Here is a 22,669-nt window from a genome sequence, read left to right on the forward strand (position 1 = left end):
GTGTAGTCGTTTTTCGTCAGGTGGGCTGATGAGAGAGTAAAAAAAGCGCCACATAATGAATGGCGCCCTGAGAGTGATTGATTATAAATAGTGGCGAAAAAAGCAAACTATAGTGTTAGCAGCATCTCCCGATGCGGTATTCCTGCATCCATAAACGTGCCTCCATGCGCTACAAACCCTAAGCGCTCGTAAAAGGCGAGGGCATGTAACTGGGCGCTCAGCGCAACGTGTGCATGGCCTGCTTCTTGAGCAGCCTGTATGGCAGCTTCCATGAGCTGATAGCCAATGCCAGCACCGCGCGCGCTAACGAGCACTGCAACGCGCCCAATATGGCCGTCGGGCAGCAATCGAGCAGTGCCCACTGGCTGCTCCTCAAGGTAGGCTATAAAGTGGCTAGATTCATCGTCACGGCCATCCCATTCCTCTTCTTGGGGCACGCACTGTTCTTCGATAAAGACCACGCGGCGGATCTCGGAGGCTACGTCTTTTAGCGTACTCCAATCACCGCTAACGATCGTTGTCGTCGACACTACTCCTCCTCATCCTCTTCGCCCATAAAGCCCAAGCTTCCAGCGTTGACTAACTGTGTTATCAGCGTCGCTGCCTCATCAATGGCAAGGACGTCTTCATACATAGGAGTTGGGTCGGCAAGCCGCTTGGCTAGTACGAGTGGGCAGATATGTCCGTCACCATCCACAAACAGTGTGGTGCTAGAGGCATCGCTGCGCCAGGCAAAGCGGGAACCTGGCATATGAAACAGGGGTTCACCGTCTTGTAGTTGCGCAACAAGGTCAGCTTCACTCATTGGCACTTCAAGGGGAGCTACTTGATCAATATACTTCGGTTGAGTCATGACGCGACCGAACCACTGTGCTATTTGTTCAGGATTATCCAGCGTGGAAAGCATAAGTTGGCGCATACGCTCGACGGCAGCATCGTCCAATTCACCGACTTGGCTAGCAGGGGCCATGCCTGCATCGCTATAACGCTGAGAATCAGAAAGTTGCTCTCCGAGGTAGTCGGCATAAGAGGTGATGGCTTCATCCGCTGATGGTGCCCTAAACCCTACCGATATCGTCATGCAGTCATCGGTTTGGCTAACACCATGATGTGCCCAGCCAGGAGGAAGATAAAGCATATCGCCTGGTGCCAATGTCCAATCAGAATCGACTTCAATCTCGAAAGTTTCAAGGATGCGCAGGTCGACCCCTTGGATAATGGGCGCGTTGTCTGGCTGTTTGCCGCCTAGCTGCCAGCGCCGGTGACCGCTAGCTTGTAATAGAAAAACATCGTATTGGTCGATATGTGGGCCGACGCTACCGCCGGGGGGGGCATAGCTAACCATGATGTCGTCCAACCGCCAGCGGGGTAGGAAATCAAATTCATCCATGAGTGCCGCAATAGGCGGCACGTAATGATCGACGGCTTGAACCAGCAGGCTCCAGTTGCCTTCCGGTAACCGCTCAAAGGTTGCATCGTCAAACGGGCCATGGGACACCTGCCAAGGTCCGTCAGCCCCATTTTCTTCTACTAAACGCGCTTCTACACCGGGTTCGCAGGCTAGACCGGCGAGTTCATCTGGATCTATAGGACTAATAAAGTCGGGGATAGCGCCACGAATCAGCAGCGGCTTCCGTTGCCAGTAATTGGCTAGGAAGTCTTCGGGCGTTAAATCGCCAAGCAGTGTGAGTGGCTTATCGTGTTGGCTCATGGCGTTATCCTAGTTCAAATGAGCGTTGCGCTTTCTAACAGCGCAGTGCGTCGATTAGAGTGCAGCAAGCCGCTGGCTAAGTGCTTCGGCTTGAACCTTCGCATTACCAATATAGCGGGCAGGAGAGAGGGCTTTTAGCTCATTTTTAACCGACTCGGGCAGCTCAAGTGTATCAATAAAAGCAGCAAAACCTGCTTGGTCGATACGCTTGCCTCGGGTCAATTCTTTAAGCTTTTCGTAAGGCTTTTCGATGCCATAGCGACGCATGACGGTCTGGATTGGCTCAGCCAGCACTTCCCAGCTGTTATTGAGGTCTTCTGCTAGGCGTTCCGGGTTAGCTTCTAGTTTGCTGATGCCCTTGAGGCTGGCGTGATAGCCAATCAAGCCATAAGCCAAGCCAACGCCTAAGTTACGCAGCACAGTAGAATCTGTCAGGTCACGCTGCCAGCGTGAAATCGGTAGTTTTTGCGCTAAATGGTTAAGTACGGCGTTAGCCAGTCCGAGGTTGCCTTCCGAGTTTTCAAAGTCAATCGGATTAACTTTGTGGGGCATTGTGGATGAGCCAATTTCGCCTTCGACAGTGCGCTGCTTGAAGTAACCCAGCGAAATATAGCCCCATACGTCGCGATCAAAGTCGATCAAAATGGTGTTGAAACGACACACTGCATCGAAAAGCTCGGCAATGTAGTCGTGGGGCTCAATCTGCGTGGTATAAGGGTTAAAGCTTAGGCCCAAGCCTTCCACGAAGGTGCGCGCGTTGGCTTCCCAGTCGATATCAGGGTAGGTCGTCAGATGGGCGTTGTAATTGCCTACGGCACCATTGATTTTACCCAGAATCTCAACGTGTTCGATTTGTTTGAGCTGGCGCTTAAGACGGTAGGCCACGTTGGCCATTTCTTTGCCCAGTGTTGTAGGGCTAGCGGTTTGCCCGTGGGTGCGTGAAAGCATCGGCTGAGCTGCATGAGCAATAGCCAATTTGGCAATCTCATCAGCCACTTCATGAAGAGTAGGTAGAATGGCTTTTAGGCCATCAGCCAGCATGACGCCGTAGGAGAGATTGTTGATGTCTTCGCTGGTGCAGGCGAAGTGGATAAATTCGGTGACCGCATTGAGTTCGGATTGCCCAGCAATCTTCTCTTTCAAGAAATACTCAACCGCCTTGACGTCGTGGTTGGTGGTTCGCTCGATGTCTTTAATGCGTTCAGCATCTTCAACAGAAAAGTCACGAATCAATTGCTCAAGAAAGGCAGTCGCTTCCGCTGATAGCGGCGGTACTTCGACAATTTGGCTGTGGTCCGCAAGGCGCTGCAGCCAGCGCACTTCCACAATCACACGAGCACGGATAAGACCGAATTCGCTGAAGTGTTCCCGCAATACGGCGGCTTTTGCGCTGTAACGTCCGTCAACGGGAGAGAGGGCGGTCAAAGCAGAGAGTTGCATGGCTTGGTTTCCAAGGTGGTATAAAGTCAATTTATCTAAGTGGCTAGATGATCTGTGGGCGCGTTAGCCGAGGCTATCAAGCGCGCGTCTCAACGCTTTGCGCTGAAAAACAAGCTTCCAGCGACGGCCGCCTTGTTGATGCCATAGCAGCGCAAAACGAATTCCCGCCATCAAGCAGGCGCGCACTCGCTCGGGCATCATGCGGGTTTGTAGTAAAGAGGGGTCGCCTTGTACCACAATGCGGGTTTTAAACGTCGAAAGGGTTTCTTGATAGGCGTCACCAAGACTGGCAATCACATTTTCATGGGTGCTGCCGAAGTGTTCTGCTTGCCCCTGCACATGGGACAGCTTTTGACCGAGTAAATCCATCATATGGCGGTCAGTACGTAGTTTGTTCATCAACAGCAGTAGTGAAAAGCCGTAGCGGAGCACCACAGGGTTGGCTTGTTTGCGACCGACCAGGGCTTCGAGGGTTTCTAACCCACGGCGTAAATTGTTGGGGTGACCACCATAAATAGCTTCAAAGCTTTCGGGATTGGTATCTACGGTTGCATTAATCAGCGTTTCCCAAGCGCGGGGGTCAACCTGTCCTGTGCGTGCCAGCTCATCTACTAAGCTAGCGGATTGAAATACGCCCGCCAGTGCCAACGCTTGACGAGCGGCTTGCGAGTCCGGCGCGCGGTGAATAGGGGTAGCACTCATGCAGCGGCCTCCATCGTGTTCCAAGTGGCGCGAATAACACCGCCGCCTAAGCAAATATCACCATCATAAAGTACCAGTGACTGGCCAGGTGTCACCGCCCATTGAGGGTCATCAAACACCACCTCAACCGTACCATCGGGCAGCGCGCGAATTTCACACGGGCAATCACTTTGACGATAGCGGGTTTTAGCGGTGTAACGGCCGTGCTTGGCAGGCGATTCGCCTGCGACCCAATCCATGGCTTCAGTGGCCAAAGCATTGGTGAACAGCAGATGATGATGCTTGCCTTGAACGGCAATCAGCACATTGCGCTCCAGGTCTTTGGCCGCTACATACCATGGATCTTCCGAGTAACTGGCTAAGCCGCCAATGCCTAGCCCTTGACGCTGCCCAAGGGTGTAGTACATCAGCCCCATATGCTTGCCAATGACATCACCCTCGGGTGTTTCGATGGTGCCGGGCTGTGCAGGCAAGTATTGCTGCAAAAAGTCGCGGAAGCGGCGTTCGCCAATAAAACAAATGCCGGTAGAGTCTTTTTTCTTTGCCGTGATGAGGTCGTGTTGTTCGGCTAATGCTCGAACAGCTGGTTTTTCCAGCTCGCCAACAGGAAACAAGGTGCGAGCAATCGCAGCTTCAGGCACCGCGTGCAGGAAATAGCTTTGATCTTTATTGCTATCTAAGCCTTTGAGCAGGCGTGGGCGACCTTCACGAACCCCTTGACGAACATAATGTCCAGTAGCGATCTTATCGGCACCCAGCATTTCGGCGTATTCCAGAAAGACTTTAAATTTGATCTCTCGATTGCACAGAATATCGGGATTGGGCGTTCTGCCCGCTTTGTATTCAGCCAAAAAATGCTCGAAAACGTTGTCCCAATATTCGGCTGCAAAATTGGCCGTATGCAATTTAATGCCCAGTTTCGCACATACGGCCTCTGCATCAGCAAGATCTTCCTTCGCCGTGCAGTATTCGGTGCCGTCGTCTTCATCCCAGTTTTTCATAAACAAGCCCTCAACTTCGTACCCCTGCTGGAGTAAAAGGAGAGCTGAAACCGACGAATCAACGCCGCCCGACATGCCAACAATTACTTTTTGGGTGGCGGGCGCGTTGGCGTCGGATGCTTCGGGGATAGACGTGCCATGAGTGGATGTCATTGGCATCCTCAGTTGAAGTGGTGTGCAATTAGGCGCTGATTATACACGATGGAGGCTTGGTGCTTCGAGTGCTTCACTCGTGAATCACCGTCAAGGGATAGCAATGGCCGCTAAGCGCGTTTTCGATGCGCATAAGCACCAAGGGGCTGCGCAATCGGTCAGCATCGTTAAGGGCTTTGATATCCTTCAGCGTGAGCCAGTGCGTGGCGGTGATATCGCTATCAATCGGCGACGAGAGCATGAGGTCGGGTGTCGCTATAAAACCATGGCTATGAAAGGTAAGGCCTTCTGGCGTGTGAAATACGTAAAGGCCTAAATAGTCGGTTAACGTTACCTGCAAAGCGGTTTCTTCTTGCACTTCACGCAAGATAGCGGCCATCGGCCCTTCGCCTGGCTCTACATGCCCAGCAGGTTGGTTAAAAACGGTCTGTCTACCGTCACGAGCTTCTTCCACCATCAAAAAGCGATTGTTGCGCTGAATCACGCAGGCAGCAGTACTTCGTATAGCGGTGTTTTTAATCATCTCGCTGCTCATTTGGAATGCCTGTGCCGAGGAGTACTGCTGCGTTTGGTCGCCTTAGTTGGTCGTGGCGCGTGGAGTATTTCTTTGCGCCACTTGCCGGGGGCAAGGTTGCCAAGTTGCCATGGGCCAATGGCCGCACGTACCAATCTTAACGTAGGAAAACCCACGTGAGCAGTCATGCGCCGTACTTGGCGGTTGCGGCCTTCATTGATCGTTAGCTCCAGCCAGCTGGTGGTTGGGTGGCGTTTGGGGTCGATTCTTGGGTCTTGTTGCGCAATGGTAGGTGGCTCAATGCGCCGCGCTTTTGCGGGTTTGGTTGGACCATCTTTTAAGATGATGCCGTTTTTCAGAGCGCTAATTGCCTCGTCGTCAATATACCCTTCTAGCTGAACCCAGTATGTTTTTGGCTGCTTATGGCGAGGGTGGGCGATGCGGTGAATGAGACTACCGTCATCACTTAATAACAGCAGGCCCTCGGAATCATAATCGAGGCGTCCTGCGGCATACACGCCAGGCACATCGATAACATCGGCTAATGTGGCACGGCCTTGTTTATCGGTAAACTGAGAGAGCATACGATAGGGCTTATGCAGTAAATATAAAGTGCTCATAATCTCTTTGGAGGGGTGCCCTTGATTTGTCGACAATCTCTCATGCGATTAAAATGCAGCGCTGGTATACTTCGAAGCTAATCTTTCAAAGGCAATTCTTGAAAGGCAGCCTTTTAATATCGTCTACGTCGTGCCGGAGTTGTCGTAATTATCACTGATAAAACTGTCGTAAGAACTGTCGTAAGTGCTTTCGTAAGTACCTTCGTAAGTACCTTCGTAAGTACCTTCGTCAGCACTACCGTAAAAAACACCGATTGATAACCGGTAAAGCCAATTGAAATGGCCCCGCCTGCTTCGCGGCATGGTCTCTGGTTGAATGAGTCGCGTCGCTCAGGATCTTATAATCACAGCGATAGAAAAAAGAGGTTAACGCAAAATGTCTAAAACGCCGAAGATCATTTACACGCTCACCGACGAAGCGCCTGCGCTCGCGACATATTCTTTGTTACCGATTATTGACGCTTTTACCGATGCTGCCGGCATCGAAGTAGAAACCCGGGATATCTCTCTGGCGGCTCGCGTTCTCTCTTTATTTCCCGACTATTTGACCGAAGAACAGCGTATTGAAGACCACTTGGCCGGATTGGGTGCGCTGGCCAAGGTTCCAGAAGCCAATATCATCAAGCTACCGAACATCAGCGCGTCTATGCCGCAGCTGCGGGCAGTCATCAAGGAGCTGCAAGAGCAGGGCTACAAATTGCCTGAGTACCCTGACGAGCCAAGCAGCGACGAAGAGAAAGATATCCAAGCACGCTACGATAAAGTCAAAGGCAGTGCTGTTAACCCTGTATTGCGTGAAGGTAACTCAGATCGTCGTGCACCGAAGGCTGTCAAAGAGTACGCGCGCAAATACCCCCACTCAATGGGTGAGTGGAGTCAGGCCTCGCGCAGCCACGTTTCCCACATGCACAAGGGCGACTTCTACGACGGCGAGAAGTCGATAACGCTTGACCGCGCTCGCAATATAAAAATGGAGCTGATCACGAAAAGTGGTCAGACCCACGTGCTCAAGCCTCAGATTTCGCTACTCGAAGGCGAGATCATTGACAGTATGTTTATGAGCAAAAAAGCGCTGTGTGACTTCTACGAGCGGGAAATAGAAGATGCTCGTAAGTCTGGCGTCATGTTTTCGTTGCATGTGAAAGCGACGATGATGAAGGTCTCCCATCCGATCGTGTTTGGACACTGCATCAAGATTTTTTACAAAGATGCCTTTGAGAAACACGGTGAGTTGTTCAAAGAGTTGGGTGTCGATGTCAACAATGGTATCGCGAATCTCTACGACAAGATTGCGACGTTGTCTGAATCACAGCGTGATGAAATTATCAGTGACTTGCATGCGTGTCATGACGAACGCCCAGAGTTGGCAATGGTTGATTCCGCTCGAGGTATCACCAACTTCCATTCGCCCAGCGATGTGATTGTAGACGCCTCAATGCCCGCGATGATTCGGGCCGGGGGCAAGATGTACGGTGCCGACGGTCGTCTCAAGGACGTTAAGGCGGTCATGCCCGAGTCCACGTTCGCGCGTATTTACCAGGAAATGATCAATTTCTGTAAATGGCACGGTGCTTTTGATCCGGCCACCATGGGTACTGTCCCCAACGTTGGCTTGATGGCACAAAAAGCCGAGGAGTACGGTTCTCACGACAAGACTTTCGAAATTTCGGAAGATGGTGTAGCCAACATCACTGATCTGGACACGGGCGAAGTGCTGCTGTCACAAAATGTGGAGCAGGGCGATATCTGGCGGATGTGTCAAGTCAAAGACGCGCCAATTCGCGACTGGGTGAAGTTGGCCGTCGAGCGTTGCCGCGATTCTGGTATGCCGACAGTGTTCTGGCTCGACCCTTACCGCCCGCACGAAAACGAGTTGATCAAGAAGGTCAAAACGTACCTTAAAGATCACGACACGGATGGGCTCGAAATCCACATCATGTCTCAGGTTCGGGCGATGCGTTTCACTCTAGAGCGTGTGATTCGTGGTCTTGATACTATTTCGGTGACGGGCAATATCCTCCGCGATTACCTGACAGACCTGTTCCCCATCCTAGAATTGGGCACTAGCGCTAAAATGCTATCTATCGTTCCACTGATGGATGGCGGCGGCCTGTTTGAAACCGGCGCCGGTGGTTCTGCACCTAAGCACGTTCAGCAGTTGCTTGAAGAAAACCACCTACGTTGGGATAGCCTTGGTGAATTCCTGGCTTTGGTTGCGTCTTTGGAGCATCTCGCCAAACGTTTTGATAATGACCGTGCTAAGCTGTTGGCCAAAGCGTTAGATGAAGCGAATGGCCAGTTCCTCGAAAGCAACAAATCACCTTCCCGGAAAGTAGGCGAGCTTGATAACCGAGGAAGCCATTTCTATTTAGCACTCTATTGGGCTGAAGCATTGGCGGCTCAGGATCAAGATGCTGAACTGAAAACACGCTTTGCTCGTCTTGCAGAAACGTTGAAGGCCAATGAAGCCACTATTATTGATGAATTGAATAGCGTGCAAGGCCAGCCAGTTGATCTTAAAGGCTATTATCATCCGAACGGTGAGTTGGCCAGCCAAACTATGCGTCCGAGCAAAACGCTAAACGAAGCGCTTGCGATGGTCGCTAATAACTAGTGTTTAATGAAGACGTTTCACAAGCAGTTTGCGTAGCCGTTAGGTAACGCGCATGAAAACGCTGTGATATCCCTCGCCCGCCTTGGTGGGCGAGGGTTTTTTGTCTTATTTAGTATGCTAATTTTGTATTTTTCATGAACCCTTGCTGGTATTGGACGTCTTACCGTGGTGAGTAAAGCTTGAGGACACATCCAAAGCATCTACATTTCTGGCTACTAACGCCATGATGGTCGATTCAAGCGCTGTAAGACATTACCCGCTAGCTAAGAGAAGATAAACCTTGCTGCTTATGCCAAACACAGACAGCCTATGCATTACGGCTACCCTGCACGCAGGAATGACTCGGCCCAATGCGCCTGAATATGATGATGATTTAGCTGTTCAACCGGCTGAGCCTGAACTCGCTCGGCCACCACTATACAAAGTGGTACTTCACAACGATGATTTCACGCCGATGGAGTTTGTTGTTGAGGTATTACAGGGTTTTTTCAACATGGATAGTGAGCAAGCGGTACAGGTAATGCTTGCGGTACACACCCAGGGAAAAGCAACGTGCGGTATCTTTACACGGGATATTGCAGAAACGAAAAGTTACCAAGTCAATGAATATGCCCGCGAATGCGAGCATCCTTTAATGTGTGATATCGAAGCTGCTGACTGAAAGCGTTGAAAAAAATTAGCGATGGGCCTTGCAAGTGCGTCATTTGTACCCGATGTTGAAAGTGCCGGTCGATTAAACTGATCCGACGCAAGCCCTAGGTGGTGACACGCCCTAGGTAGTAGCGAAAAGGGGACTGCCATGCTGAGCAAAGAACTTGAACTTACCCTGAACACGGCCTTCACCGTGGCTCGCTCAAAGCGCCACGAGTTTATGACCGTCGAGCACCTGCTCCTGGCATTGCTGGATAATGCGTCAGCAGTTGACGTGCTTAAGGCGTGTGGGGCGAATCTCGATAAGCTGCGGTCCGATCTGCAGGGTTTTATTAATTCGACCACGCCATTAATCCCTGAGAGCCAAGCGGATCGCGAAACACAACCAACGCTTGGGTTTCAGCGTGTATTGCAACGTGCGGTTTTCCACGTACAGTCATCTGGAAAGAGTGAAGTCACTGGCGCCAACGTGCTGGTCGCCATCTTCTCTGAGCAAGAAAGCCAAGCCGTTTATTTTCTTAAGCAACAAAGCGTTGCACGTGTAGACGCGGTCAACTATATCGCTCACGGTATTTCTAAGGTATCCGGCCATGGCCCTACGCCATCGCCATCTTCTCATGACAGTGAAGATGCCGAAGAGGGTACTACTGAAGGCGCAGCTCACCCATTAACGGGTTACGCGACCAATCTGAATGAGCAGGCGCGCCAAGGTAAAATAGATCCGTTAATTGGCCGCGATCATGAGCTTGAGCGCGTAGTACAAATTCTTGCTCGCCGTCGTAAGAATAATCCGCTGCTGGTCGGTGAAGCCGGTGTTGGTAAAACCGCTATTGCTGAAGGTTTGGCGAAGCGCATTGTTGAAGAGGATGTGCCAGAAGTAATTGCTGATGCAGTGGTCTACTCGCTTGATATGGGGGCGTTGCTGGCGGGAACTAAATACCGTGGTGATTTCGAGAAGCGCTTGAAAAGCTTGCTGAGTGAATTACGTAAGCAGCCTAACGCCGTGCTCTTTATTGACGAAATTCATACCGTAATAGGGGCGGGTGCTGCCTCAGGTGGTGTGATGGATGCGTCTAATCTGCTGAAGCCTTTGCTTTCTTCCGGTGAATTGCGTTGCATCGGCTCGACAACGTTCCAAGAATTTCGTGGCATTTTTGAGAAAGATCGCGCTCTGGCTCGTCGGTTTCAGAAAGTGGATGTTATGGCACCTTCTGTGGACGACACCATCAAAATCCTCAAGGGGTTACGTTCGCGCTTTGAAGAACATCATGAGCTTAAGTACACCGATGGTGCGCTAGAAAGCGCTGCGCGGTTGGCTGACCGCTACATTAACGATCGCTATCTACCCGATAAAGCCATCGACGTGATCGATGAGGCTGGTGCGCACCAGCGTATGCTGCCCCCAGAGGTAAGGACTAACACCATTGATGTTGAGCAGGTTGAAGCAGTCGTGGCATCGATTGCGCGTATTCCGCCGAAGAGTGTTTCAAGTTCTGATCGTAAATTACTTGAGAAGCTCGACCGCGATCTGAAAATGCTGGTGTTTGGTCAAGATGAGGCCATCGATACTCTCTCTGCTGCTATTAAGCTTTCCCGTGCTGGCTTGAAATCGCCAGACAAGCCAGTGGGTAGTTTCTTGTTTGCTGGCCCAACGGGTGTTGGTAAAACTGAAGTAGCTAAGCAGCTGGCACATATCATGGGTATCGAGCTAGTACGCTTTGATATGTCGGAATATATGGAGCGTCATACGGTTTCACGCTTGATTGGTGCACCTCCAGGTTATGTGGGCTATGACCAAGGTGGACTGTTAACCGAAGCCGTCACCAAACAGCCGCACTGTGTGTTGTTGCTAGATGAAATCGAGAAGGCGCATCCTGAAGTATTTAACTTGCTACTGCAGGTGATGGACCACGGTCGCTTGACTGATAACAATGGCCGCGAGGCAGATTTCCGTCACGTCATCCTGATTATGACCTCTAACGCGGGAGCAGAGCAGGCATCTCGGCGCTCAATCGGTTTCCAAAGCCAAGACCACTCAACGGATGCGATGGAAGTGATTCGGCGCACTTTCTCGCCTGAGTTCCGCAACCGTTTGGACGGTATTATCCAGTTCCATGCGCTGCAAATGTCTGTTGTGCGTAACGTTGTCGATAAGTTCTTGATCGAGTTACAAGCACAGCTTGACGAAAAGCGCGTGCAGCTTGAAGTCGATGATACTGCGAGAGATTGGTTAGCGGAGAAAGGATACGATCCTGACATGGGTGCCCGCCCAATGGCCCGCTTGATCCAAGAGAAACTGAAGAAGCCGTTGGCTGAGATGATTCTATTTGGCGAGCTGGCTGATCAAGGTGGCATCGTGCACGTTAACCTTGAAGAAGGTGAGCTGCATTTATCCACTGAATCTGAGATGGCAGATGCGCCCTGAAAAGGGCGCTAAGACCACCTAAGTCCCCACGCACATGATCTCATGACCATTTGCACTAAAGCGCAGCGCCCTGTCATCCGACGGGGCGTTGTCGTTTCCAGAGATCGGCGCCGTACTTACGCTATATTTGCAGCCATGATGCGTGCATTCGCGGGCAGTGTTTGCTTAAAGGCGTTACCAAGACTTAGCGCGAGCGATAAACAATACGGCCTTTTGACAGATCGTAGGGCGTCAGCTCTACTTTCACCTTGTCGCCTGTCAGGATACGGATGTAGTTTTTACGCATCTTTCCGGAAATATGAGCGGTAACGACGTGGCCGTTTTCCAGCTCAACTCGGAACATGGTGTTAGGAAGGGTATCAACAATAACGCCTTCCATTTCAATATGATCTTCGCGTGCCATATAGGCAGATCCTCACTTATTTAACGTAATGGTTTGGTCTAATGAGTCACTTCAATGGGCGTCGTCAAGTGACGACTACCCAGTAAGCAGCGCTATATTGTGCCGTAAGCCTGCCATCAAGGCAAAAAAGCTGACAAGTTTAGCAAATTAAAGGCCGCCAATGGCGCCCGTCGAGTACCTCTATGGGAGTGAACGCGCGCTTATAGCGCATCTTACGACACTCCTCAATCCAATACCCAAGATACAAATGAGGGAGTGACTTTTCACCGCACAGCTCAATAAGCTTGAGAATAGCGTAGGTTCCTAAGGATCGCTTTTCAAGGGCCTTATCGACACTGAAAAACGTATAAATGGCCGACAAGCCATGCTCAAGTTGATCAAATGCTGCTACTACCACGAGTTTTCCATCTAAGCGCATTTCTAAAAGATACGCATAGGGTTCTTCTAGCGTTAAAAACGTACGATACTGCTCCCTGCTCGGCGGATACATGTCACCATCAGCATGGCGTAAACGAATATAGTCAGCATAGAGCGCATAATGATCTGCTTCATAGCGTGCAGGCACTACGCGTATAGAAAGATCAGCATTGAGACGCCGGAGTTTGCGTTGGGTACGATTAGCGCTAAAGCCGTCTATTGGAATGCGTACTGAGCGACAAGCATCGCAACCCTCACAGTGGGGGCGGTATAAATGACGACCGCTACGACGGAAGCCCAGCAACGACAGTGAGTCATAAACGCCGGGAACGGGCGATTCCTGGGGATCCAGAAACAGCGTGGTTGCCTCTTTGCCAGGAAGATAGCTGCAGGCATGAGGAACAGTTAGGAAGAAGCGCAAATCCCGCACAGGGCGGCGAGGAGCGTTACTACTCACGGCTTGCCTCCTTGGTTAATCTGAATACGTTTACCATTCTGGATGATGGGTCGAGGCAATGGCACCAAGCCATGGTGATCCAGGTACAGTAGGCGTTTCATTAGTCGTATTCGTTGAGTTAAATGCCTTGTTAGGCAACCACTTTTTAAGATAGTTGATGAATGTCTCGCGAGCGACTGTTGTTGCACCCAGGCTTGCCAAGTGAGGGGTGTGCATCTGGCAGTCGATCAGTTTACCCTCGTGGTATTGCATGGCGTGGGCCAAGTGAGCAAGGGCAATTTTAGACGCATCAGGCACTTTCGAGAACATTGACTCACCAAAGAAGACAGGCCCCATTGCTAATCCATAAAGCCCGCCAACCAGTTGGCCTTTAAGGTGAACTTCAATGCTATGCGCGATTCCTAGCGTGTGGAGACGTTGGTAAGCGTGGCGCATATCTTGATTGATCCAAGTGCCGGGTTCACCAGGGCGCGGTGCAGCGCATGCTTTAACAATGTTTTCAAACTGTTGATCCAACGTGACGATAAAGCCACCATGACGCAACCGCTTAACAAGGCTACGCCGTCTTTTAAACTGTTCTGGTTGCAATACCATGCGTGGGTCGGGGCTCCACCACAAAATAGGTTCATCATCGCTATACCATGGAAAAATACCTTTCCGGTAGGCGTGGATTAGCCAGTAAGGGGAGAGCTCTCCACCCGCGGCAAGAAGGCCGTTAGGTGAGTCGAGAGCAAGGTCGGTAGAAGGGAAAATAGGCTGTGGCGATGAAAGCCAAGGTAGCATTGTTTGCTCCTGTTACTGAACGCTTCGATAGAAGCGCTGTGACGGCGAAAGGATGCTCGGTATGATGCAAACTCGCAAGTGGATTAAAGACACCATTGAGGTGTAAAGGGAGAATCGCTTGAAAGTAAACAAGGCGGAAGACAAGCGAACGCAACGTAACTCGCGTCAACCATCATCAACGGCCCCTACGGGGCGAGTTAAAGCCGTTAAGGATAAAGCTCGTCGGTTTGGGCTGCGCTTGCAGGGCTCGGCGCGCGAAGGCGTGGTTGTGGTGCTGCTTGCGCTGTGCGTATTTCTGTTACTGGCACTGTTTAGTTATGACCCTGCCGACCCTGGTTGGTCTTACCAAGGGCCGGAAACAGAAGTTCAAAACTGGATGGGGCCTGTTGGTGCTTGGCTAGCGGACGTGCTTTATTCGCTGTTGGGAGCAAGCGCCTTATGGTGGCCGGGCATGTTTGGTTATGCAGCCTGGTGGCTAATGAGGTCACGTCAAGTACGGTTTGAAATTGATCCGGTAGCGATTGCTGTCCACACCGGCGGGTTAGTGCTGCTTATCTTTGGCACCACGATGCTGGGTGCGCTCCATTTTTATCATCCTGACAGCATTTTGCCATACGCCTCTGGCGGGATATTGGGCGAAGGATTAGTAAGTACCCTGAAGCCACTGGTCAGTAGCGGTGGTGTTGGCCTTATTTCTGCGGCACTAATATTGATCGGGTTTCCGCTGTTTAGCGGTATGTCATGGTTACAGGTGGCTGACGAGCTTGGACGTCGTTTGTGTAAAGTAGGTGGCTGGCTTAGCGCGCGCCGTGCTAAAGCGCGAGAGAAGCGTGCCCAGCGTGCTGCTGTGAATGCCGCTGCGAAGGCTGCATCTCAAAAAGTAAAAGAGAAGCCCCTCGCTGAATTTAAGGCAACTAAGCAAGAGAGTGAACCACAGCGACCAACTCCAAAAGAAAATCGTCCCCAGCAGGAGCCTGCCCAAGAAAGCAGCCGTGTACGTCGTGAGCCTAGTTTTTCAACCACGACAGATACCTCTATCCCTTGGGCAGCTGCTGCATTTTCGGGTGCGTTGCCAGCGGAAGACATGCCTAAACGTGCATCGTCAGCCGCGCCTGAGGAGCCTCAAGACAAGCCAACAGAAGAGCCTGTTGGGGAAAGCGGTGCAGCGAGCGCCGCAGAAAGGCCGACCAATGCGCCACGTGAAGATGCCTTTGCGGTGCGCATTAATGACGGAGAAAGCGAGCCAGCGCCTTCGGTACCCCTTTCCACTAAAGAGGCTGAGCCTGAGTTTGATAAGTCAGCGTTCGGTAAACCGGAGTTTGATAAGCCTGAGTTTGATAAGCCTGAGTCTGGTAAACCTGAGCTCAATGAGCCCGATGTTAATAAGCCACGCTTTGAAGAACCTGCTTTTGAAGTACCCAAGCATGAAGAGCCAACGATTGAAGAGCCAACGCTTAATGAACCAGCACATGAACAGCTAGCTTCTGAAACTGTTTCTGGTGTCGATTCGGCAGATAAGCAGTCAGTTAATTTATCCCCAAACGCATTACACGACGAATCGGGGCATCAAGCTACGCCTCAGGTGATGTCTCAAACAACGGCTCAAACAGCGCATGAAATAAAGCAGGATGATGCAAGCACAAGTAAGTGGGGCGATGACACTGAGCGCGAAATAACGCCTGTTTCCGCAAACGTACCCAGCCCTGCAGCTGAAGAGTCGCCCGCTGTCACGCCGCGAGATGAAGGTCATACTCGCTCAGTACATGCGTCATCTCCCGAGCCCCGTTTCGAGCGAGTCCCTGAAGTTGTACCAGAGCCCGTGTGGGACGATGAGGAGGATGATTTGCCCGCAGCGCGGCCAGCCGTCACGGTAGCGCGCCAGGAGCCAGCGTTCTCAACGTCGCTAGACGCTCACTCGTCCAACACTGAATCTTCCCAGCCTGAGCCTAGTGCAGAGAACGCTGAGAAAGAACCAGACAGCGCTCCTACTCTGTGGACCGTTGAGCATCTACAGAGTCAGCGTCCTGCGTTTGAAACATTTGATGAGCCAGAGGGGGATGTCCCCAGTCTTCAACTGCTGACGCCTCCTGAGCCGCATGAGCCGAATTATACGGACGAGCAGCTTGCGGATATGGCGGAGCTCTTGGAAGTGCGGCTGCGTGAGTATGGTGTTAAGGCGGAAGTGGTTGATACATGGCCCGGACCGGTTATCACTCGATTTGAAATTAAACCGGCGGCTGGGGTGAAAGTTTCTAAAATCAGTAACCTTGCCAAAGACTTGGCGCGCTCGTTAATGGTTAAAAGTGTACGAGTGGTTGAGGTGATTCCTGGCCGTCCAACGGTCGGTATTGAAATACCTAACCCCCATCGAGCGATGATTCGTCTGCGTGAAGTGATCGACTCTGATCGTTATCAACAGGAAAGCTCCCCGCTAACCATGGCGTTGGGGCAAGACATTGGGGGCGGGCCCGTTGTCGCTAATTTAGGTAAGATGCCCCACCTTCTGGTCGCCGGTACGACGGGGTCAGGTAAGTCAGTGGGTGTTAACGCGATGCTGATTTCCATGCTGCTAAAAGCAACGCCGGATGAGCTCAAGTTGATCATGGTCGACCCTAAAATGTTGGAGCTGTCGGTTTACGATGGCATTCCGCACCTGTTGGCGCCGGTCGTCACTGATATGAAAGAAGCCGCTAACAGCCTGCGCTGGTGTGTTGCGGAGATGGAGCGACGCTACAAATTAATGGCGGCGATGGGGGTGCGTAACATAGCAGGCTTCAATGGGCGTTTAGATGAGGCGAAAAGTGCAGGGGCGCAAGTTGCCGACCCGCTCTGGGAGCCGCAGCCTTGGGAAATGCACCAAACGCCGCCAATTCTTGAAAAGCTGCCCTACATCGTCGTGGTGATCGACGAATTCGCCGACATGTTTATGATCGTCGGGAAAAAAGTGGAAGAACTGATTGCCCGCTTGGCTCAAAAGGCGCGTGCCGCGGGTATCCACCTGATTTTGGCGACTCAGCGACCTTCCGTTGATGTGGTAACGGGTCTGATTAAAGCGAATATTCCGTCGCGGATGGCCTTCCAGGTATCGTCGCGGATTGATTCGCGAACCATCCTGGATCAGGGCGGCGCAGAAAGCCTGCTAGGCCATGGTGATATGTTATACCTGCCAGCGGGCTCAGGGCCGCCTAATCGGATTCATGGTGCCTTTGTAGATGATGACGAAGTGCACCGGGTCGTGGACGATTGGAAGCGGCGTGGCGCGCCTGAATACATTGAAGAAATTTTGTCAGGCGGCGTAACTGCCGATGCGCTGGCGGGGCTTGAGGCTGAGGGCGTAGACGGCGATGATGCTGAGCAGGACGCGCTCTACGATGAGGCGGTGCAGTTTGTTACCGAAACTCGTAAAGCCTCGATATCTGCCGTTCAGCGTCGCTTCAAAATAGGCTATAACCGCGCAGCACGCTTGGTAGAAGCAATGGAAGGAGCGGGGGTGGTAACATCTATGGGGTCTAACGGTGCACGTGACGTACTGGCGCCGCCTCCAATAGGCCACTAACGCATCCGTAAATGTGCGCTGGCGCTTTGGTTCAATAATGCAATAAGCGTGAAAGTCGCGCCGTAGGTGAAACCCTGCGGCGCGTTTTGCGTCTGAGAGGCTACATGGATCGTCTTAACGCTCCTTGCCTTGCACGTTATCCGGCAATGACTGCCTAGGGAGAAAATAATGCGCGATACACATATTCGACGCTCATCATCGTTGGTATTAGCAGCCAGCGCGCTAGGACTAGCCTTTGCGGCGCCTGTTGCGTGGGCAAACGACGCCGCAGAGCGTCTTACCGAGCGGCTTGACCCGCTTGAGAATTATCAAGCGACGTTTGAGCAGCAAATATTGGACGGTGGTGGCGAACGTTTACAAAGCGCACGCGGGGAAATGTGGCTCTCGCGTCCTGGCATGCTGCGTTGGGAAGTAGATGCACCTTACACACAAATCGTCGTATCTGATGGTGAAGAAGTTTATCTTTATGACCCTGACCTTGAGCAAGTTACTGTTCAAGCGATGGATGACCGGGTCACGCATACCCCCGCGCTGTTGCTGTCAGGCAGCTCAAACAATATAACTGCCAGCTATGATGTTTTTCATGAGCAGCAGGACGGCGCTGACGTGTTTACGTTGATTCCTATTTCAGCGGATACGCTTTTCGAAGAGCTGAGCATGGTATTTGACGATCAGACCTTAACTGAACTGTGGATGATGGATAGTACTGGCCAGCGCACGTCGATTATGTTCAGCGACATTATCCGTAACGGTAACGTTGACCGCAGCCTGTACGATTTTGATATCCCTGAAGGCACTGATGTCATCCGTGAAGGGCTGTAAGAAACGTTATATGAAGCGCTATTAACTGCTCGTCACAACGCGCTTCAGTGTGACTGGATCAGGCACCCTAGGGTGCCTGATCTGCTTCCTGGTCACGTTGTTCCCGCCACGTCATTATCTCACCAAAGCGTTTCTCCTGACCAAAGACGCTTGGTTCGTAAAAGCGCGTTTTAGGTAAGCCGTCTGGCCAGCAGTCATGAGCGCTGCCAGCAGGGTAGCCATAGGCTTCGTTATGCGCGTAGCGGTACCCTTCACCATGCCCTAGCTGCTCCATTAACTTGGTAGGGGCGTTGCGCAGGTAGCTGGGGACCTCTAGCTGGGGTTGCTGCTGTACATACTGCTGGGCAGCTTTCCAGGCGCGGTCGATGCGATTACTTTTTGGAGCAACCGCTAAATGAATGGCGGCGTGGGCAATCGCCCGCTGACCCTCATAATCACCTAGCCGTAAGTAGGCATCCCAGGCAGCAATGACCAATGGCAGTGCCCGTGGGTCCGCATTGCCTACATCTTCTGAGGCAATTGCCGTTAAGCGACGCACAATATCAAGTGGATCGCCGCCCCCCTGTAAGAAGCGTGCCATATAAAGTAGGGCGGCATCAGGGCGTGACGAGCGTATCGACTTATGAAGTGCCGACAATAAGTCGTAGTAAGCGTCGCCCTGCTTATCAAAAGCGCTTGATTGATGCCCAACGACATCGGCTAGCACCGCTTTATGAAGCACTTCGCTATCACCACGTTGTTCAGTGAAGTCGCAGGCCGTTTCTAGCAGTCCCAGCGCGCGACGTGCGTCGCCAGCGCTGGCATGGGCAAGTACATCTAACACGCCCTCTTCTATTTCAATGCGGCGCTTCCCCAGGCCTTGCTGCGCGTCGTTCAATGCCTGAGTTAACACCTGGATAAGTTCTTCATGACTCAACGGTTTTAGTACATAGACTCGGGCACGTGAGAGGAGCGCCGAGTTAACCTCAAAAGAGGGGTTTTCTGTGGTTGCGCCGATCAGTGTGAGTAGTCCCGACTCTACATGGGGTAGCAACGCGTCCTGCTGGCTCTTATTCAGTCGGTGGATTTCATCTAAGAATAGGAGAGTCGTCGATGTGCGTTGCTGGGCTCGCTCAACGGCTGAACGAATGTCTTTTACGCCAGCCATCACAGCGCTTAAATGCTCAAGGTGGGCGCCTGAGGCACGTGCTAATAGCTCTGCCAGCGTGGTTTTCCCCACGCCAGGCGGCCCCCATAAAATCATTGAACGCACAACACCGGATTCTGCCATTCGGCGTAGAGGTTTATCAGGCCCGACTAATGCTTGCTGACCGACGTAATCGTTAAGGGTTAGTGGTCGCATACGGTAGGCAAGCGGCACGTCTTCACTCGTGGTGACCGACGCGCGGTCAAAAAGATCCATATAAACGTTCTCTATAAATGTCCATCGTAAATCCAGCCGTTGAACAATCAACGATTAACATGTGTCTGTGGTAAATATTGTAACGTCGGGCTACCTTTGGGCATATCCGATTGATAAGCGTCTGCTTGCCTAGGTAATGTCAAAGGCGCATGGTAACGATTAACACCAGTGTAGTTGAACCCCGCTCATACTCACGTGCCCAAGCGTTGGTAGGGAATGGGCGAAAGGTAAGGCACTTACAAAGGAGACGGCAAGATGTTAAACCAACTGCGTCTAGACCATGCCAACATGGCGCGAATGCTCCATGTGCTACAGCTTAAACACAAAACACTCGCGAGCGGTGAACGACCCGATTTCCAGTTGATGCGTGAGGTGGTGGACTACATTTTGTCCTATATGGATGGTTTTGCTTCACCGCTGGAAAAAATTTGCGTGGAGCGCCTGGAGCAGCAGGCCCCAGAGCACCTGCCATTGATGGAGCAAATGGCAAGCGACTATCGTAAATTAAAGCCTCGTCTGTCCCGCTTATCCAACGATATCGACATGATTCTAATGGATAACGTGCTGCCCATGGATCGCTTTGCAGAAGCATTGAAAGCGTACCTCGATGCACACCGTGCCTACCTTCGCCACGAGAGAGAAGGCCTGTTTCCGCTGATAGATAAACATTTTAGCGAAGACGATATGGAAGAGCTTCGTCAAGCGTTGCCCGAAGGGGCTGAAAAAGAGTTAGAGCGCCTACAGCAAGCATATCCAGAACTCTATGCTGAATTACGTGGCGCCGAAGTGCCCTCAATGTAGCGTGCAAGCGGATCACTCAATGAGTAACGGGGCGTGTTAGACTAACGGCCCGTTTTTTATTGGCGGCTTGAGAGGGATGGCGTGCACAAAGCGTATTGGATGGGTGAGCAGTGATGTCAGGGCCTGTACTACTGTTTGATTCCGGTGTGGGCGGTCTTTCTGTGGCCCGTGCGCTTCGCCAACATTATCCGCGATTGTCAATGTGTTATGCCTGTGATAACGCGTGGCTACCCTATGGCCTGCGCGATGATGTGACGCTCTCTAAGCGTATCGTCTCGGTATGCAAAGCGGCGGTGGCTGCCAGTCAGGCAAGTGTTTTAGTTGTTGCCTGCAATACTGCCAGCACCCTAGCGTTAGAAGGGTTGCGTGCAACGCTTGATATTCCGGTGATTGGAACGGTTCCTGCCATTAAGCCCGCTGCGTTGAATAGCCGGACACGCCATATCGGTTTGCTTGCCACAACGGCGACCGTCAACAGGCCATATACTCAGGCGCTGATTAATAGCTTCGCAAGTGATTGCGTGGTCACTAAAGTGGCGGCGGATGCACTGGTCACTGAAGCGGAAGCATGGCTTTCAGGCACACCGATCGATGAGCAGCGATTAAACCTAGCGCTAACGCCTTTATGGCAAGCGACCCAAGCCACGCCTGCGCTAGATACGGTAGTACTGGGTTGTACCCATTTTCCGCTGTTGAAGCCTGAGTTAATTCGGCTCTCGCCGGTGCCCCTGGTATGGGTGGATTCTGGCGATGCCATTGCCCGTCGAGTAGGGCAGGTGGCGCCCACCTTAGTTAACGGCACCCAAGATGGACGTTGCTTCACGACAGCGCCAGCATTGCCGCTCATTAAAGGGTTAGCTCGCTTTGGCTTTCAAGCCCCGCAACGATTAACGATTCCTGACGCAGTGTAGGCTGCTCTTTTAGTTTGCTGTTTTTAAAAAAGTTACTTATTCCAAAGAGGAACCACCTTGGCGATCCCCACTGTAGAACCCGAACGCTACGCAGAACAGCTTGCTGAAAAGCAAGCCTACGTGGAGAAGACCTTTGCGGCGTTTACCACCCCCGCGCTTGAAGTCTACCCCTCGCCGCCAAGCCACTACCGGCAGCGCTGCGAGTTTCGCATTTGGCATGAAGATGATGACCTGTTTTATGCCATGTTTGAGGTCGATTCAGATAACCCCAACAACAAGCGCATTGTGCGTTTGGATCAGTTCCCTGTCGCCAGTGAACATATCAATGCGCTAATGCCGCGTCTGCGTGAAGCGTTCCTTGCCAGCGATGAACTGCGCCGCCGCTTGTTTCAAGTTGAATTCTTAACCACCTTGTCCGGCGAAGCCCTGGTAACGTTGATTTACCACCGTCCATTAGGCGAGGCCTGGGAAGCTGAGGCTCGCGCACTGGAAGAGGCGCTTGGCATCATGATTATTGGACGCTCTCGCAAGCAGCGTCTGGTGCTCACTCGGGATCATGTGTGGGAGCGCTTAACGGTTGATGGCCGCGAACTGGTTTATCAGCAGGTTGAAAACAGTTTTACTCAGCCAAACGCATATATCTGTCAGACCATGCTTAGCTGGGCTAAAGAGGCCACTGCCGGACATCAGCGTGAAGACTTGGTGGAGCTATACTGTGGTAACGGCAATTTTACTATTGCGCTAGCGGATAACTTTCGCCGCGTATTAGCGACTGAAATTTCTCGCACCTCGGTGGCCAGTGCAAACGTCAACCTGGATGCTAACGGTGTGACCAATGCGCAGGTAGCAAGAATGTCCGCTGAAGAGTTCGCCCTGGCGTTAAAAGGTGAGAAAACTGGCCGCCGAGTGACAGAAATGGCGTTGGATACGTATGCGTTTTCCACGGTGTTGGTGGACCCGCCGAGAGCAGGTTTGGATGTTCAAAGTTGCCATCAAATCAGCGAATACGCTCAAATCGTCTATATTTCATGCAACCCAGCTACGCTTGCTGAAAACTTAACCCTACTAACTAACACCCATCACATTGAACGGTTCGCGCTTTTTGATCAGTTTCCGTTTACTGAGCATTGTGAGTGCGGTGTATTGCTCTCACGGAAAAGCATTGAGCAATAGAGAGCTTTTCAGTTGTGTTTAAGAGAACTTGTCAATAGTGCTTATGATGCACAAGCGGCATACACCATGAATAACCTGTCAGATGGTTAGGGAGACAAGCATTGGTAGCGTAA

At 51.8% G+C, this 22,669-nt stretch carries 20 protein-coding genes; 8 read left to right on the top strand and 12 right to left on the bottom strand.

Translation table 11 applies throughout. From position 1 onward, the window contains the following. Positions 1 to 107 precede the first annotated feature (107 nt). The 8 genes from ELY33_RS03800 to ELY33_RS03835 all read right to left on the bottom strand — a co-directional run bounded on the left by ELY33_RS03800 (position 108) and on the right by ELY33_RS03835 (position 6,444). Positions 108 to 530 (bottom strand): GNAT family N-acetyltransferase, encoded by a 423-nt coding sequence (locus ELY33_RS03800; protein WP_126944175.1) that lies wholly within the window; start codon positions 528 to 530, stop codon positions 108 to 110. Beyond that, positions 530 to 1,711 (bottom strand): cupin domain-containing protein, encoded by a 1,182-nt coding sequence (locus ELY33_RS03805; RefSeq protein WP_126944178.1) that lies wholly within the window; start codon positions 1,709 to 1,711, stop codon positions 530 to 532. Before ELY33_RS03805 ends, ELY33_RS03800 begins: the two co-directional genes overlap by 1 nt. A 54-nt stretch (positions 1,712 to 1,765) precedes the next feature. Beyond that, positions 1,766 to 3,151 (bottom strand): adenylosuccinate lyase, encoded by a 1,386-nt coding sequence (gene purB, locus ELY33_RS03810; protein WP_126944181.1) that lies wholly within the window; start codon positions 3,149 to 3,151, stop codon positions 1,766 to 1,768. A gap of 63 nt (positions 3,152 to 3,214) precedes the next feature. Next, the gene (gene hflD, locus ELY33_RS03815; protein ID WP_126944184.1) at positions 3,215 to 3,853 is read right to left on the bottom strand and encodes a high frequency lysogenization protein HflD; all 639 of its coding nucleotides are present in this window, start codon (positions 3,851 to 3,853) and stop codon (positions 3,215 to 3,217) included. Beyond that, entirely contained in the window at positions 3,850 to 5,007 is a 1,158-nt protein-coding gene (mnmA, locus tag ELY33_RS03820) for a tRNA 2-thiouridine(34) synthase MnmA (RefSeq protein WP_126944187.1), read from the bottom strand. The genes hflD and mnmA overlap by 4 nt, the downstream gene beginning before the upstream one ends. Before the next feature lie 73 nt (positions 5,008 to 5,080). Continuing rightward, positions 5,081 to 5,530, bottom strand: coding sequence for an NUDIX domain-containing protein (locus ELY33_RS03825; protein ID WP_126944283.1), 450 nt, complete (start codon positions 5,528 to 5,530; stop codon positions 5,081 to 5,083). An 8-nt stretch (positions 5,531 to 5,538) separates the two neighbouring features. Continuing rightward, complete coding sequence (locus ELY33_RS03830; protein WP_126944190.1) at positions 5,539 to 6,141, bottom strand: pseudouridine synthase; 603 nt, start codon at positions 6,139 to 6,141, stop codon at positions 5,539 to 5,541. A 123-nt stretch (positions 6,142 to 6,264) separates the two neighbouring features. Then, the gene (locus ELY33_RS03835) at positions 6,265 to 6,444 is read right to left on the bottom strand and encodes a hypothetical protein (protein WP_126944193.1); all 180 of its coding nucleotides are present in this window, start codon (positions 6,442 to 6,444) and stop codon (positions 6,265 to 6,267) included. A 73-nt stretch (positions 6,445 to 6,517) separates the two neighbouring features. Here ELY33_RS03835 and ELY33_RS03840 point away from each other — a divergent pair, with 73 nt between their 5' ends. The 3 genes from ELY33_RS03840 (at position 6,518) to clpA (ending at position 11,831) form a co-directional block, all read left to right on the top strand. After that, the gene (locus ELY33_RS03840) at positions 6,518 to 8,755 is read left to right on the top strand and encodes an NADP-dependent isocitrate dehydrogenase (protein ID WP_126944196.1); all 2,238 of its coding nucleotides are present in this window, start codon (positions 6,518 to 6,520) and stop codon (positions 8,753 to 8,755) included. 337 nt (positions 8,756 to 9,092) lie between these two features. After that, on the top strand, positions 9,093 to 9,416 hold the full coding sequence (gene clpS / locus ELY33_RS03845) for an ATP-dependent Clp protease adapter ClpS (RefSeq protein ID WP_126944286.1): 324 nt from the start codon (positions 9,093 to 9,095) through the stop codon (positions 9,414 to 9,416). Between the two features lie 138 nt (positions 9,417 to 9,554). Continuing rightward, complete coding sequence (gene clpA, locus ELY33_RS03850) at positions 9,555 to 11,831, top strand: ATP-dependent Clp protease ATP-binding subunit ClpA (RefSeq protein ID WP_126944199.1); 2,277 nt, start codon at positions 9,555 to 9,557, stop codon at positions 11,829 to 11,831. Positions 11,832 to 12,015: 184 nt separating this feature from the next. On the opposite strand, the gene infA is transcribed toward clpA, so the two are convergent. The 3 genes from infA to aat all read right to left on the bottom strand — a co-directional run bounded on the left by infA (position 12,016) and on the right by aat (position 13,891). Continuing rightward, a complete protein-coding gene (gene infA / locus ELY33_RS03855; RefSeq protein WP_007111068.1) occupies positions 12,016 to 12,234 on the bottom strand; it encodes a translation initiation factor IF-1 in 219 nt (72 codons plus the stop codon). A gap of 139 nt (positions 12,235 to 12,373) precedes the next feature. Further along, on the bottom strand, positions 12,374 to 13,108 hold the full coding sequence (locus ELY33_RS03860) for an arginyltransferase (protein WP_126944202.1): 735 nt from the start codon (positions 13,106 to 13,108) through the stop codon (positions 12,374 to 12,376). A gap of 30 nt (positions 13,109 to 13,138) precedes the next feature. After that, positions 13,139 to 13,891, bottom strand: a complete 753-nt coding sequence (gene aat, locus ELY33_RS03865) for a leucyl/phenylalanyl-tRNA--protein transferase (protein ID WP_126944205.1) — start codon at positions 13,889 to 13,891, stop codon at positions 13,139 to 13,141. Between the two features lie 118 nt (positions 13,892 to 14,009). On the opposite strand from aat, the gene ELY33_RS03870 reads away from it, so the two are divergent. Together ELY33_RS03870 and lolA are read left to right on the top strand one after the other, a co-directional pair. Then, positions 14,010 to 17,447, top strand: a complete 3,438-nt coding sequence (locus ELY33_RS03870) for a DNA translocase FtsK (RefSeq protein ID WP_126944208.1) — start codon at positions 14,010 to 14,012, stop codon at positions 17,445 to 17,447. A gap of 168 nt (positions 17,448 to 17,615) precedes the next feature. Then, positions 17,616 to 18,269 carry an outer membrane lipoprotein periplasmic chaperone LolA gene (gene lolA / locus ELY33_RS03875; protein WP_126944211.1) on the top strand — a complete coding sequence of 218 codons (654 nt, stop codon included), beginning with the start codon at positions 17,616 to 17,618 and terminating at the stop codon, positions 18,267 to 18,269. Positions 18,270 to 18,336: 67 nt separating this feature from the next. On the opposite strand, the gene ELY33_RS03880 is transcribed toward lolA, so the two are convergent. Next, complete coding sequence (locus ELY33_RS03880) at positions 18,337 to 19,671, bottom strand: replication-associated recombination protein A (protein ID WP_126944214.1); 1,335 nt, start codon at positions 19,669 to 19,671, stop codon at positions 18,337 to 18,339. 255 nt (positions 19,672 to 19,926) lie between these two features. On the opposite strand from ELY33_RS03880, the gene ELY33_RS03885 reads away from it, so the two are divergent. From ELY33_RS03885 to trmA, 3 genes are all read left to right on the top strand, one after another. Next, a complete protein-coding gene (locus tag ELY33_RS03885; protein WP_126944217.1) occupies positions 19,927 to 20,472 on the top strand; it encodes a hemerythrin domain-containing protein in 546 nt (181 codons plus the stop codon). 113 nt (positions 20,473 to 20,585) lie between these two features. Continuing rightward, positions 20,586 to 21,383: a glutamate racemase gene (murI, locus tag ELY33_RS03890; RefSeq protein ID WP_126944220.1), complete on the top strand. Its 798-nt coding sequence runs from the start codon at positions 20,586 to 20,588 to the stop codon at positions 21,381 to 21,383. A gap of 57 nt (positions 21,384 to 21,440) precedes the next feature. Beyond that, the gene (gene trmA, locus ELY33_RS03895) at positions 21,441 to 22,556 is read left to right on the top strand and encodes a tRNA (uridine(54)-C5)-methyltransferase TrmA (protein WP_126944223.1); all 1,116 of its coding nucleotides are present in this window, start codon (positions 21,441 to 21,443) and stop codon (positions 22,554 to 22,556) included. Positions 22,557 to 22,669: the final 113 nt, after the last annotated feature.

It is taken from the genome of Vreelandella andesensis, from assembly GCF_003989795.1.
Classification (GTDB): domain Bacteria; phylum Pseudomonadota; class Gammaproteobacteria; order Pseudomonadales; family Halomonadaceae; genus Vreelandella; species Vreelandella andesensis.

What these genes read in the sequence shown, in the direction of transcription:
- ELY33_RS03840 (WP_126944196.1), top strand. Translation starts at nt 6,518, where the DNA reads ATGTCTAAAACGCCGAAGATCATTTACACGCTCACCGACGAAGCGCCT.
- ELY33_RS03825 (WP_126944283.1), bottom strand. Translation starts at nt 5,530, where the DNA reads ATGATTAAAAACACCGCTATACGAAGTACTGCTGCCTGCGTGATTCAG.
- ELY33_RS03805 (WP_126944178.1), bottom strand. Translation starts at nt 1,711, where the DNA reads ATGAGCCAACACGATAAGCCACTCACACTGCTTGGCGATTTAACGCCC.
- ELY33_RS03885 (WP_126944217.1), top strand. Translation starts at nt 19,927, where the DNA reads ATGTTAAACCAACTGCGTCTAGACCATGCCAACATGGCGCGAATGCTC.
- aat (WP_126944205.1), bottom strand. Translation starts at nt 13,891, where the DNA reads ATGCTACCTTGGCTTTCATCGCCACAGCCTATTTTCCCTTCTACCGAC.
- lolA (WP_126944211.1), top strand. Translation starts at nt 17,616, where the DNA reads ATGCGCGATACACATATTCGACGCTCATCATCGTTGGTATTAGCAGCC.
- purB (WP_126944181.1), bottom strand. Translation starts at nt 3,151, where the DNA reads ATGCAACTCTCTGCTTTGACCGCCCTCTCTCCCGTTGACGGACGTTAC.
- mnmA (WP_126944187.1), bottom strand. Translation starts at nt 5,007, where the DNA reads ATGACATCCACTCATGGCACGTCTATCCCCGAAGCATCCGACGCCAAC.
- ELY33_RS03830 (WP_126944190.1), bottom strand. Translation starts at nt 6,141, where the DNA reads ATGAGCACTTTATATTTACTGCATAAGCCCTATCGTATGCTCTCTCAG.
- hflD (WP_126944184.1), bottom strand. Translation starts at nt 3,853, where the DNA reads ATGAGTGCTACCCCTATTCACCGCGCGCCGGACTCGCAAGCCGCTCGT.
- clpS (WP_126944286.1), top strand. Translation starts at nt 9,093, where the DNA reads ATGACTCGGCCCAATGCGCCTGAATATGATGATGATTTAGCTGTTCAA.
- ELY33_RS03880 (WP_126944214.1), bottom strand. Translation starts at nt 19,671, where the DNA reads ATGGATCTTTTTGACCGCGCGTCGGTCACCACGAGTGAAGACGTGCCG.
- infA (WP_007111068.1), bottom strand. Translation starts at nt 12,234, where the DNA reads ATGGCACGCGAAGATCATATTGAAATGGAAGGCGTTATTGTTGATACC.
- murI (WP_126944220.1), top strand. Translation starts at nt 20,586, where the DNA reads ATGTCAGGGCCTGTACTACTGTTTGATTCCGGTGTGGGCGGTCTTTCT.
- clpA (WP_126944199.1), top strand. Translation starts at nt 9,555, where the DNA reads ATGCTGAGCAAAGAACTTGAACTTACCCTGAACACGGCCTTCACCGTG.
- ELY33_RS03835 (WP_126944193.1), bottom strand. Translation starts at nt 6,444, where the DNA reads ATGCCGCGAAGCAGGCGGGGCCATTTCAATTGGCTTTACCGGTTATCA.